The following is a 12392-nucleotide window of genomic DNA, read 5'->3' as shown; positions in this document are numbered from 1 at the left end:
TATGGAAATGGCTTTATACACCAAATTATTGATCCTGTCAGGTATCCTTTTTATCTTTGGCATAATTGTTTATAATACATTGGTTCGGAAAAGAAATGAAGTGGCCAATGCATTCAGTACGATTGATGTGATGTTGAAAAAGCGGTTCGACCTTATCCCTAATTTAGTGGCAACGGTTAAACAATATGCAGCGCATGAGAAAGAACTCTTTGCCGAGATTTCCCGATTGCGATCAATGGACTATAATACGTTGACAGACTCAGAAAAAGAGGCTTTCGATACCGTATTCAGTCATGCCAGCCACAACCTGCAAGTTATAGCTGAAAGTTATCCGGCGTTAAAAGCGTCGGATAACTTTATGCAACTGCAACGCGCGTTGAATGAGACGGAAGAGCAATTGGCTGCGGCGCGGCGTACATATAATGCCTCGGTGACCGACTACAACACCAGCGTACAATGTTTTCCCACAAACCTGGTAGCCACTCTTTTCGGTTTTCAATGTAGAACACTCTTTCGGATTCCAGAACAAGAAAAACAAGTTCCGGATATCAAGAATCTGTAAAACTGATGATGTCTTTATGAGTGGTAATATACGGATATGGTTGATGTTGATTTTCTTAGGAGTAATGCTCCTCTCTTCCCTTAATGTAAAAGCACAGGAACAGGAGTCCGAACCTCAGCGACCTCATCTTCTGCACCGTATAGCGGTAGAGGCTCGGCCGGGTTATATTTTCCCGACCAAATCTTTTCTTAAAAGAGAGAATGAGTTACAACAACCCATCAGAGGCTCTTTCTCTCCCCATTTACAATACGCTTTTGAGTTTGAACCCCATTCATATGTCGACCGGATCTACGGAGGAGTCTATCAGGGAGCCGCACTCGCTTGGTATACGTTTGGCAACCGGAAAGAGATTGGAAATCCTACCGCTTTTTATCTTTTCCAAGGAGCCCGATTAGGTCGGCTTGCATCCAACGTTTCGCTGAATTATGAATGGAACTTCGGTTTGTCGTCAGGGTGGCACCCTTATCACTATGCATCGAATTATTACAATCTGGTGATCGGGTCAAGGGTGAACGCTTATATCAACCTTAATATGTATCTCAACTGGATACTTTCAGAACGATTCGATCTGACATCCGGAATCTCTCTAACTCATTTCTCCAATGGCAATACCAAATTCCCGAATTCCGGATTAAACACGATCGGACTGAAAGTCGGATTGGTCTACAAGTTCAACCGGGAGCATGAGTCGCTCGCCAGAAAAATACAATTACAGCCTATTCCTGAATTCCCGCGTCATATCAGTTATGACTTAGTCCTGTTTGGCGCATGGCGTCGAAAAGGGGTGACTGTCGAAGACCGACAGATAGCCTCGCCGGATGCGTATGCAGTGGCAGGATTTAGCTTTGGCCCCATGTACAACCTTGACTACAGAGTACGTGTTGGCGTTGCTTTGGATGGCTTTTACGACGGTAGTGCCAATGTGTATGCCAACGAGCATATCTCGGGGACAGAGCCAACCTTTTCCAGACCGTCATTCAACAAACAACTGGCTTTAGGCGTTTCGGGAAGAGCAGAATATGTGATGCCCTATTTTAGTGTCGGAATAGGTTTTGGAGCCAACATCCTCCATGGCGGAGGTGATTTGAAAGCATTTTACCAGATATTGGCTCTGAAGGTTGAACTGACCCGGAATTCATTTCTGCATATCGGGTACAGCCTTCACGACTTTCATGACCCCAATTTCCTGATGCTGGGTCTTGGTTTCCGTTTCAATAACAAATATCCATTCTTCCATCGTTGATCCTTTGATTATCATTTGTTGCAATGCAGCAAATGCGTTATTTTTACGCCTCGTATAATGTGGGTAAGATAAGTCCTACAAAATAAACCGATCGTCATGCACTCCAATTTATCGTTTGAAAAACTGATGGATGAGTTGAGTCCCATACTGGAACAACTCGAATCACAACGACAAAAACTTCGAAAAGAGGCTTTCAAAAAAATCATTATCGGACTGATCATCATCATTGTCATCGTCGCTATGGTCAGCCAATATGAATCTTCGGAGTTTGTCTTCGGTATCGGATTTTTCGTGGCTGTCATCCTAATCAGTACCGTTAATATGTCCCGGTCGGGTCCATTGCTTGAACAGTATAAAAAACAAATCGTCGCTCAGATTGTAAAAAATGTGGTAAAAAATGGACGGTATCATCCGGCATCAGGTATAACAGAGAACGTATTTAATCAAAGTCAACTTTTTGTTCATCCCGATCGCTATCATAGCGAAGACCTGATTTCCGGAGTGATGGACAAGACCAGATTCCGCTTTTCTGAAGTCCATGCCGAAGAGAAGCATACCGGCAGTAAGGGACAAACCCGTTGGGTCACGCTCTTTAAAGGGTTTATGTTTATCGCCGATTTCCATAAAGATTTTAAAGGAGAGACCGTTGTTTTACGCAACTCATTCTTAAGATTAAAACAGAACCGTGTCAAGTTGGAAAATGGAGAGTTCGAGAAACGGTTCGATGTCTTTTCGGACGATCAGGTCGAAGCCCGTTATCTATTAACTCCTTCCATGATGGAACGCATCGTGGAACTCGACAAGCGGTTTGACGAAGGAGTCATATTCAGCTTTTGCCGTTCGAATATCATGATTGCAATCCATAATGAAACCAATCATTTTGAGGCCGGTTTATGGACGAAGATCAATGATCGGGAGGTCATATACAGAGACTATATGATGATCACTTCACTAATCGCTATCATCGATGAGTTAAATCTGAACACGCGGATCTGGACAAAGAACTAAAAGGTATATCTACCGCCTCCATTGGAATCAGTTTTTTGCCCTATCGGAACGAATAAAATGATACGTGATGATGACTTTTCTGTTAGAGGTACCTCTAAAATGTTTTACACCTACCTCTAAATGAATTTAGACGTACCTCTAAATTGTTTTAGACGTACCTCTAACAAAAAACGGAGGTACGTCTGACAAAATAGTCTTTCAGATACCTCATCTAAACCGCTGGGTCGTTTAAGTTTTTCTTTCGATGCACCCTGTTAATTTATCTCCCATTCCACACAGGTTCAATAAAAAATGATACCTTTGCCGCGGATTTTAGAACAGAGTCTGCTGATTAGACTCAATTATTCATTTATACAATTTCATTATGGACGACGTACCGAGTTGTAGTAAACAGAGAAAACAGGAGTATTAACTCTCTGTAAGGGGTACTGCACGCTCTCCTTACAGAGTTAAATTTGTAAGGAGGAAAACGCATGAACGAATTCAAAATGGAATTTCAGCTTCTTATAGAAGCAAAAAAATGGAAAATACTTAAACAAGCACTAAACGACCTTAACCCACATCAGATCGCCGAAACAATCGGTGAACTATCCAAAACAGATCAGATTATCCTTTTTCGTCTTTTGTCGCGCGAGCAGGCTAAAGAGGTTTTTCAGCACCTATTGCATGATGAGCAGGAGGATGTGATCAAAGGACTTGCAGCCAATAGCAATCAGATTGCTGATCTGTTGAATGATCTTGATCCGGATGATCGTACCGCCTTCTTTGAAGAGTTGCCCGGCAAAGTCAGCCAACGGTTGATGCAGATTATGTCGGAAGAAGAGCGGGAGATTACACGTCGTTTGCTCGGTTATCCCGAAGATAGTATCGGACGGTTGATGACTCCTGAATATGTAGCAGTCAAACCTTATTTCACCGTGGCACAGGCGTTGGATCATATCCGGATTTACGGGCGCGATTCGGAAACACTCAATGTGATTTATGTCGTTGATGAAAACTGGAAGTTGATCGATGATCTGCGGATGAAAGAGTTGATCCTGGCTTCACCCGATCAACGGATCTCAGAATTGGTCGATAATCGGTTCGTCGCTTTAAAGGCGTATGATGATCAGGAGGTCGCCGTCAAAGTATTTAAAGATTATGACCGTGTGGCACTTCCTGTTATAGATACCAATGGGGTATTGGTAGGCATTGTGACGATAGATGATGTCATCGATGTGGTGGAAGAAGAAAATACGGAAGATTTCCATAAATTCGGTTCGCTTCAGGAGGGCGTGATCAATCCGTTGAAAGCCCGTGTTGGTTTTTTGTATAAAAAGCGTGTATTGTGGCTTACTGTATTGGTTTTTATGAATGTCTTTTCAGGTGCAGCAATTGCCAGTTTCGAAGCAGTGATTGGAGCGGTTGTTTCACTGGTCTTTTTCCTACCGCTACTGATCGGCAGTGGAGGGAATGCAGGGTCTCAGTCGGCTACACTGATGATTCGGGCGCTGGCAACGGGAGATGTTGAAACCAAAGATTGGATCAGATTGTTAGGAAAAGAGTTGTTGGTCTCTTTCTTATTAGGAGCAACAATGGCAGTCGGAGTTTCGCTTATAGCCGGTTTTCGTGCTCCGGAAGTGGTGGTTGTCGTGGCTCTTACCATGGTGATTACGGTGATTGTCGGAAGCCTGTTAGGGATGTTATTACCTTTTGTTTTTACGAAGTTCAAAGCCGACCCGGCAACGGCCAGTGCTCCTTTGATCACCTCGATTGCCGATATTTGCGGAGTCATGATTTATTTCTCTATTGCGACATGGTATTTCGGGCTTTAAATGCGATAAATAGAATAGTATACAACAACTTATCAACGAAAGAATTGACATGACACATATCCTTGCCGGATTGCGTACAGTCCGATTGAATGAAAAAGGCGAGCAAGTGATTATTTTAGATCAGACTCGCTTGCCCGAAAAGGAAATCTATCTCACACTCTCTTCCGCCGAAGAGATTTGGGAGGCTATTTATCATTTGAAAGTGCGGGGTGCGCCGGCTATAGGGATTGCTGCTGCTTACGGTTTGGCTGTTTGTTGCAAACAGATAAAGACCTCCTCTTTTGAACTTTTTTTAGAACAATTCGGTCAATTAAAAACTTATCTGGCCAGTTCGCGCCCTACAGCCGTCAATTTGATGGCTGCATTAAACCGGATGGAACAGATCGTCTTGAATCATGCAGATTTGCCGATAGAGCAGATTCAAAACAGACTGATCACAGAGGCGGAGTTGATCCGGGAAGAGGATGTAGTGGCCTGTCGGAAAATCGGTGAGTTCGGATTGTCATTATTACGTCCGGGAATGGGCTTGTTGACACATTGTAATGCAGGGCATCTTGCCGTCTCTGCCTATGGAACAGCATTGGCACCGATCTATCTGGGGGAAGAGCAGAACTATGGATTTCATGTTTTTGCAGATGAAACACGTCCGTTATTACAGGGGGCAAGATTAACAGCATACGAATTGATGAAAGCCGGTGTATCTACGACACTTATCTGTGATAATATGGCCTCAAGTGTGATGCAAAAAGGTTGGGTACAGGCTGTTCTGGTTGGGTGCGACCGTATTGCTGCAAATGGGGATACAGCGAATAAAATCGGCACTTCGGGAGTGGCTATTCTGGCACGCCATTACGGTATCCCTTTTTATGTATTAGGCCCTACCTCGACCATCGACCATAATTGTCCGGATGGGGAATCGATAGAGATAGAAGAACGCCATCCGGATGAAGTCACAACAATGTGGTATGAAAAACGTATGGCTCCCCGTGATGTATCAGTGTTTAATCCGGCTTTCGATGTGACTCCTCATCAGCTGATTACAGCGATTATTACTGAAAAAGGGATTGCTTATCCCCCTTTTTCGGAGACGCTTCCCACGAACGGATGTGATCTCTTTCTATAATCAATTGCATATCTTGCACATAATGCATACTTTTGTGCTGAATTAAATCAGTTTAGGTATGAGTCATAATTTATTGAAAGGCAAACGCGGCATTATCTTCGGAGCACTGAATGATATGTCTATTGCCTGGAAAGTGGCAGAAAGAGCTGTCGAAGAAGGGGCAACAATCACATTGAGTAATACACCAATAGCCGTTCGCATGGGAGAAGTAGATGCGTTATCCCAAAAACTTAACGCAGAGGTTATTCCAGCAGATGCGACTAGTGTCGAGGATCTGGAAACCGTCTTCAGCCGTTCGGTGGAGGTCTTGGGTGGAAAAATAGATTTCGTATTGCATTCCATCGGGATGAGTCCGAATGTCCGGAAGAAACGGACATACGATGATCTGGATTACGGGATGTTGGAAAAAACATTGGATATTTCGGCCGTTTCATTCCATAAAATGCTGCAGGTCGCCAAAAAACAAGATGCGATAGCTGAATATGGTTCAGTGATTGCGTTGAGTTATGTGGCTGCACAACGGACGTTTTTCGGCTACAACGATATGGCCGATGCAAAGAGTCTGTTAGAGTCTATCGCCCGTAGCTTCGGTTATATTTACGGTCGCGAAAAAAATGTCCGGATCAATACCATCTCGCAATCTCCGACAATTACGACTGCCGGTAGTGGGGTAAAAGGTATGGATCATTTAATGGACTTTTCGAATAAGATGAGCCCGTTGGGAAATGCTTCAGCCGGCGAATGTGCCGATTATTGTATTACCATGTTTTCGGATCTGACCCGGAAAGTGACCATGCAGAATTTATATCACGACGGAGGGTTCTCCAGTATGGGGATGAGTTTGCGTGCAATGAATCAGTATAGTAAAGGTCTGGAAGAATTCTGCGACGAGAACGGTAAGATTATCTACGGATAAACGTTTATTTATCTCTTTCTGTTAATGGACAATTGACAAAATTGTATTATCATTGTCAATTGTCCATTAACAATTTTCAATTGAAAAAGTATGCTGATTAAGATCTATCCTGAAAATCCACATCCGAAAGAAATAAACAGAGTTGTTGATGCCTTGCGCGAAGGCGGTCTGGTCATCTATCCCACCGATACGGTCTATGCCATCGGATGTGATGCAATGAATGTACGTGCCGTGGAAAAGATTTGCCAGATCAAAGGGGTTAATCCGCAAAAGAGTAATCTGTCTATTATTTGTTACGACCTGTCGGATATCAGCCAATATGCCAAAGTGAGTAATACGGCATTCAAACTGATGAAAAAGAATTTGCCGGGTCCTTTTACTTTTATTTTACCTACCAGCAATGAATTGCCTAAAATCTATAAAAACAAAAAAGAAGTAGGTATCCGTATTCCCGATAATGCCATTATCCGTGAATTAGTGCATAATTTGGGTAATCCGGTCATGACCATGTCTATCCATAACGACGACGATATTATAGAATACTCTACAGATCCCGAACTGATCTATGAGAAATATCAAGACTTGGCAGATATAGTGATCGATGGCGGTTACGGAGGGATAGAGGCGTCTACTATTGTGGATCTGACAACGGATGAATTTGAAGTAACCCGACAAGGAAAGGGTGAGTTGATCTATTAAAAGCAGAGGCGAAATTATTGAAATAGATTCATGGCCAATAACTCCTCAATATGTGTGCGGTCGTTGCTTAACCGGGGGATTTTATGTTGCCCTCCCAGTTTCCCTTTTTGTTTCAGCCAGTCATAAAAGGCGCCTTCACGTGCGACTACAATTTCCAGTGGCTGGAGGGAAATCTCTTTATACCGTTTGGCCTCATAATCCGAATTCAGACTTTGCAGTGTTTGATCTAAAAGCGTAGCAAATTCATTTAAAGAAGGAGGCATTTTCAGAAATTCGATAAACCATTGATGGCAACCTTTAGCTTTATCCAGCATGAACAGCGGAGCAGCAGTATATTCCTTGACCTTGGCGCCTGTCATTCTACTGGTCATCGCAATTGCTTTATCGGCGTTATCGACCATCAATTCCTCACCGAAAGCATTGATATAATGTTTGGTCCGGCCGGAAATAACATATTTATGCGGAAAAAGAGAAGTAAAACGAACCGTATCGCCTATCTGATAGCGCCATAATCCGCCTAAGGTGGAAATGACCATCGCATAATTCTTGTCGGTCTCTACCGCTTCTAATGGAAGAATTGTCGGATGCGCATCATTGATCTCATTCAAAGGAATAAATTCGTAAAAAGTACCATAGTCCTGCATCATCAACAGGCTTTGATCGGTAAAATCGTTCTGTATACCGAAAAAACCTTCCGACGCATTATACGTCTCCACATAATGCATCTTATCGGAAGGAATCAATGCCTTATATTGGTCGCGATAGGGTTCGAAACTGATCCCACCATGGAAAAAGACTTCCATATTCGGCCAAACCTCTGTCAGATACTGTTTCCCGGCTTTCTCCAAGACTGCTTTGATCAGGACAAGCATCCATGAAGGCACACCGGAAAGACTGTTCACATCCTTGTTTATTGTGCTTTTAACGATCGCTTGAATCTTACTCTCCCATTCATCCATCAGGATGATCCGTTTGGGAGGAACCCGGATGATATTGACCAACGGATTCAGATTTTGTAATAATACGGCTGAAAGATCCCCTTGATGCGCCTGTTTGTTTAAAGGCGAGGGGCTATGACTCCCTCCTAAGATCAATCCTTTTTTCGAAAAAAAGCGACTGGAGGGATTGTTTTGCAGATAGAGGGCAACACAGTCTACACCTCCTTTGTAATGGCATCGCCATAAAATCTCATCCGTGACAGGGATAAATTTGCTTTTATCATTGGTCGTGCCGCTACTTCTGGCATACCACCGGACAACCGACGGCCAAAGCACATTCTTTTCCCCATTGATCATACGGGTGATATAAGGTTTTAGATCTTCATAGGTTTGCAGAGGCACCCGTTCACGGAAATCAGTATAATTCCGAATATTTTTATAATCATATTTTAACCCCCATTGCGTGTTGCGGGCTTTGTGGAGCAATGTTTGCAACTGTCTTGCCTGAATACGATCCGTCTCTGTGGCATACAGTTCGATCTTTCTTTGCCGATGACGGAAAAAAGGTGAAACAGTCTTTGTTAAAATATCCATGCTCCTTTTATTTGTATGAAGTGCAAAGTTAGGCATTCTCTTTTTATTTATATCTTTGCTAATCATATAATTTATTTCTTATGAAGATAGGCATACTCTCATCAGGTGGCGATTGTCCCGGAATTAACGCCACCATTCGTGGTGTCGGCAAAACAGCCATCATGCATTATGGCATGGAGGTTATTGGTATCCATAACGGTTTTTCCGGGATACTCAAAAAGGAGACTCAGCAACTTGATGAACGTAGTCTTTCGGGTATTCTCAATCTGGGTGGAACCATCCTGGGAACATCCCGTGAAAAATCTTTCCGTAAATTATTGGCCTCCGAAGAAAGCGGTCAACCTTCTATCATTAAACAGCATTATGAAGAATTAGGTTTAGACTGTGTGGTTTGTATCGGAGGGAATGGCACGCAGAAGACAGCCAATATGCTTTCACAGATCGGATTAAATATCATAGGAGTCCCTAAAACAATTGATAATGATATCTGGGGGACGGAGATTACCTTTGGTTTTGATACGGCAGTTAATATCGCAACAGAGGCGATCGACCGTCTCCATTCGACAGCCAGTTCGCATCGCCGTGTGATGGTGGTGGAAGTAATGGGGCATCATGCCGGATGGCTTGCTTTATATGCCGGGATGGCCGGAGGAGCCGATGTCATTCTTTTACCCGAATTGGGGTATACTATGGAAGCGGTCAATCACACGATTATGGACCGTGCGCACAGAGGCAAACCTTATTCTATTGTCGTTGTCGCAGAAGGGTTATCCACTCCGGAGAAGAAACGGCCGGCGGCTTATATCGGGAAAGCCATTGAAGATGGTACAGGTATTGAAACCCGTGAAACCGTTTTAGGCTATACCCAACGTGGAGGAAATCCGTCGCCTTACGACCGCAATCTGGCTACACGCCTGGGTGGACATGCCACGGAACTGATAGCCAATAAACAATTCGGAAAAATGGTCTGTATCAAAGATGGTACTGTCGATTCCATTCCATTGGAGGAGGTGGCAGGCAAACTAAAACTTGTTACTTCGGATCACGATCTGATTAAACAAGGGAAACGCATGGGAATCTCGTTTGGTAAATGATTAATCATTATTCTCATTCGTTTCGTTTTCATCCGGCAGTTCTTCGAATTCTTTCTCTTCAGTCAGTTCACCCGTATTGTTTTTCTTCATTTCAGAGATGACTTTTTGGAACTCTTTGTCTGTGCGCAGTTTTTTGACTGCCATTTTAGCCGCATGTTGTTGAGATTCTTTTTTGGAGTAACCGATACCGATACCGATCTGCATTTCTCCCAGGCAAATAGCTGTCTGGAAAACCGGATTACCTTCGTTATCCATAAAGGATTCGATCAGATCAAAAGAGATTTCTAATTTGTTTTTCTGGCTCCACTCAATTAAACTCGATTTGAAATTCACCTCTTTTCGGGCGATATGATCCAGGTTGATGTGTTTTTTGATCAGGACTTCCCGGATAAACGTCGAGCATTTCCGATATCCCTGATCCAGATAAATAGCACCAATCAATGCTTCAAGCGCATTGCCGTACATATGGTTGTTGTGGCTGTTGACTTTAGCCGAATAGACCATCATTTTATCGATGCCCAACTCCACGGCGACCCGGTTTAATGTCTCCCGCTGAACGATCTTTGATCGTGTATTGGTCAGGAATCCCTCTCTCTTTTTGGGAAAGTGTTTATAAAGAATATCGGCGATAACCGCATCCAATACAGCATCGCCTAAAAATTCCAATCGTTCGTTATTGAGCCATCGGCCATCACCGGCTTCAACCGAAGAGGACTTGTGTAGAAAGGCCTGTTCATACAATTGGACATTATCGGGGTAAAACCCGATCATCTTGTAAATAGACAAATAAGGCTCCTTACCTCTGTTTTTAAGGAGCCTTATTTTCTTATTTAATCCCTTCAACACGTTATTTCACAAACTTTTTGACAATGACACTGGCATTATGTCCGCCAAATCCAAACGTATTTGACAGCGCCGCATTGATTGCTCTTTTTTGTGCTTTATTGAACGTGAAGTTCAGTTTGTAGTCGATATCCGGATCGTTATCTCCCTCCTCGTGGTTGATTGTGGGAGGAATAACTCCTTCGCATACCGCCATGATACAGGCAATTGTTTCAACTGCACCTGCCGCACCCAACAAATGGCCGGTCATCGATTTGGTTGAACTAATGTTCAAGTTGTATGCATGTGCACCGAAAACATCCAGAATAGCTTTTGATTCTGAGATATCACCTACCGGAGTAGATGTTCCATGCACATTGATATAATCGATCTCTTCAGGTTTCATTTCGGCATCTTCCAACGCATTTTTCATCACCAGCTTGGCGCCTAATCCTTCCGGATGAGAAGCGGTCAGGTGATATGCATCGGCCGACATCCCTGTTCCAACAATTTCGCAGTAGATTTTAGCACCTCTGGCTAAAGCATGTTCCATCTCTTCCAGAACCAAGCAACCGGCACCTTCTCCCAGTACAAATCCATCGCGGCTGGCGCTGAACGGACGGGAAGCAGTTTCCGGTGAATCATTCCGGGTAGAAAGGGCATTCATCGCATTGAATCCTCCGATGCCCGCTTTGGCTACTGCCGCTTCCGCACCGCCGGAGACAATTACATTTGCCTTACCTAAACGAATATAGTTGAAAGCATCCCCAATCGCATTCGTCGATGATGCACATGCCGATACGGTCGCAAAATTCGGCCCTCTGAATCCATATTTCATGGAAATCTGTCCGGCAGCAATATCGGCAATCATTTTAGGGATAAAGAAAGGATTGAAACGCGGTCCTCGCTCCGGATCATAACCCATCACTTCGTCTTCAAAAGTTTTTATACCTCCGATACCTGCTGCAAAAATCACACCGATCCGATCAAGGTTCTCCTTGTCCAGATCAAGTGCCGAATCATTCACGGCATCCTGGGCAGCTTTTAAGGCCAGAAGGGTATAACGGTCACACTTACGCGCCTCTTTACGATCCATCAGTTCCAACGGATCGAAACCTTTGACCTCACAGGCGAATTGTGTTTTAAACTTGGAAGCGTCAAACTGAGTAATAGGTCCTGCTCCACTTCTCCCATTAATAAGACCCTCCCAGGTTTCTGCGAGGGTGTTACCAATTGGAGTAATAGCACCAAGACCTGTTACTACGACTCTTTTTAATTCCATACGTTAAATAAAAAGGGGAATTACTTCGCGTTAGCTTCGATATAAGCGATAGCGTCGCCTACTGTTGTAATTTTTTCTGCTTGATCGTCAGGAATAGAGATTCCGAATTCTTTTTCGAATTCCATAATCAATTCTACTGTGTCAAGAGAGTCTGCTCCTAAATCGTTTGTAAAGCTTGCTTCGTTTGTTACTTCTGTTTCTTCAACACTTAACTTGTCAACGATGATAGCTTTTACTCTTGATGCAACTTCAGACATAACTTTTTCAATTTAAATTAATAATTACAAAATATACTTT

The 12392-nt window shown here is 43.3% G+C and carries 12 protein-coding genes; 8 read left to right on the top strand and 4 right to left on the bottom strand.

Annotated features, from left to right (window positions below):
- Positions 1–28 precede the first annotated feature (28 nt).
- The 7 genes from M2135_RS08875 to M2135_RS08845 all read left to right on the top strand — a co-directional run bounded on the left by M2135_RS08875 (position 29) and on the right by M2135_RS08845 (position 7365).
- A complete protein-coding gene (locus M2135_RS08875; protein WP_280748168.1) occupies positions 29–562 on the top strand; it encodes a LemA family protein in 534 nt (177 codons plus the stop codon).
- A 16-nt stretch (positions 563–578) separates the two neighbouring features.
- Complete coding sequence (locus tag M2135_RS08870; RefSeq protein ID WP_280748131.1) at positions 579–1805, top strand: acyloxyacyl hydrolase; 1227 nt, start codon at positions 579–581, stop codon at positions 1803–1805.
- 96 nt (positions 1806–1901) lie between these two features.
- Entirely contained in the window at positions 1902–2813 is a 912-nt protein-coding gene (locus tag M2135_RS08865; RefSeq protein WP_280748130.1) for a DUF3137 domain-containing protein, read from the top strand.
- A gap of 473 nt (positions 2814–3286) precedes the next feature.
- A complete protein-coding gene (gene mgtE, locus M2135_RS08860; protein WP_280748129.1) occupies positions 3287–4627 on the top strand; it encodes a magnesium transporter in 1341 nt (446 codons plus the stop codon).
- Between the two features lie 49 nt (positions 4628–4676).
- Entirely contained in the window at positions 4677–5750 is a 1074-nt protein-coding gene (gene mtnA / locus M2135_RS08855; protein WP_280748128.1) for an S-methyl-5-thioribose-1-phosphate isomerase, read from the top strand.
- Between the two features lie 58 nt (positions 5751–5808).
- Positions 5809–6666 (top strand): SDR family oxidoreductase, encoded by an 858-nt coding sequence (locus M2135_RS08850; RefSeq protein WP_280748127.1) that lies wholly within the window; start codon positions 5809–5811, stop codon positions 6664–6666.
- Between the two features lie 90 nt (positions 6667–6756).
- A complete protein-coding gene (locus M2135_RS08845; protein ID WP_280748126.1) occupies positions 6757–7365 on the top strand; it encodes an L-threonylcarbamoyladenylate synthase in 609 nt (202 codons plus the stop codon).
- A 14-nt stretch (positions 7366–7379) separates the two neighbouring features.
- Here the strand turns inward: M2135_RS08845 and M2135_RS08840 are convergent, their stop codons facing one another.
- Positions 7380–8897 (bottom strand): GH3 auxin-responsive promoter family protein, encoded by a 1518-nt coding sequence (locus tag M2135_RS08840; RefSeq protein ID WP_280748125.1) that lies wholly within the window; start codon positions 8895–8897, stop codon positions 7380–7382.
- Positions 8898–8977: 80 nt separating this feature from the next.
- On the opposite strand from M2135_RS08840, the gene M2135_RS08835 reads away from it, so the two are divergent.
- Positions 8978–9991, top strand: coding sequence for an ATP-dependent 6-phosphofructokinase (locus tag M2135_RS08835; protein WP_280748124.1), 1014 nt, complete (start codon positions 8978–8980; stop codon positions 9989–9991).
- Here M2135_RS08835 and rnc read toward each other — a convergent pair whose 3' ends face one another.
- From rnc to M2135_RS08820, 3 genes are all read right to left on the bottom strand, one after another.
- Positions 9992–10762 carry a ribonuclease III gene (rnc, locus tag M2135_RS08830; RefSeq protein ID WP_280748167.1) on the bottom strand — a complete coding sequence of 257 codons (771 nt, stop codon included), beginning with the start codon at positions 10760–10762 and terminating at the stop codon, positions 9992–9994.
- Positions 10763–10838: 76 nt separating this feature from the next.
- On the bottom strand, positions 10839–12095 hold the full coding sequence (gene fabF / locus M2135_RS08825; protein ID WP_280748123.1) for a beta-ketoacyl-ACP synthase II: 1257 nt from the start codon (positions 12093–12095) through the stop codon (positions 10839–10841).
- A gap of 20 nt (positions 12096–12115) precedes the next feature.
- Positions 12116–12352 carry an acyl carrier protein gene (locus M2135_RS08820; RefSeq protein WP_106831692.1) on the bottom strand — a complete coding sequence of 79 codons (237 nt, stop codon included), beginning with the start codon at positions 12350–12352 and terminating at the stop codon, positions 12116–12118.
- Positions 12353–12392: the final 40 nt, after the last annotated feature.

Origin of the sequence: Parabacteroides sp. PF5-9 (assembly GCF_029893105.1) — a bacterium.
GTDB lineage: Bacteria > Bacteroidota > Bacteroidia > Bacteroidales > Tannerellaceae > JARXWG01.
The sequence above is the reverse complement of the archived record's forward strand: the minus strand, read 5'-3'. Positions and strand labels throughout refer to the sequence as shown.

Coding starts and splice junctions, on each gene's coding strand:
- M2135_RS08865 (WP_280748130.1), top strand. CDS start 1,902: ATGCACTCCAATTTATCGTTTGAAAAACTGATGGATGAGTTGAGTCCC.
- M2135_RS08850 (WP_280748127.1), top strand. CDS start 5,809: ATGAGTCATAATTTATTGAAAGGCAAACGCGGCATTATCTTCGGAGCA.
- fabF (WP_280748123.1), bottom strand. CDS start 12,095: ATGGAATTAAAAAGAGTCGTAGTAACAGGTCTTGGTGCTATTACTCCA.
- M2135_RS08820 (WP_106831692.1), bottom strand. CDS start 12,352: ATGTCTGAAGTTGCATCAAGAGTAAAAGCTATCATCGTTGACAAGTTA.
- M2135_RS08835 (WP_280748124.1), top strand. CDS start 8,978: ATGAAGATAGGCATACTCTCATCAGGTGGCGATTGTCCCGGAATTAAC.
- mtnA (WP_280748128.1), top strand. CDS start 4,677: ATGACACATATCCTTGCCGGATTGCGTACAGTCCGATTGAATGAAAAA.
- M2135_RS08870 (WP_280748131.1), top strand. CDS start 579: ATGAGTGGTAATATACGGATATGGTTGATGTTGATTTTCTTAGGAGTA.
- M2135_RS08845 (WP_280748126.1), top strand. CDS start 6,757: ATGCTGATTAAGATCTATCCTGAAAATCCACATCCGAAAGAAATAAAC.
- mgtE (WP_280748129.1), top strand. CDS start 3,287: ATGAACGAATTCAAAATGGAATTTCAGCTTCTTATAGAAGCAAAAAAA.
- rnc (WP_280748167.1), bottom strand. CDS start 10,762: ATGATCGGGTTTTACCCCGATAATGTCCAATTGTATGAACAGGCCTTT.
- M2135_RS08840 (WP_280748125.1), bottom strand. CDS start 8,897: ATGGATATTTTAACAAAGACTGTTTCACCTTTTTTCCGTCATCGGCAA.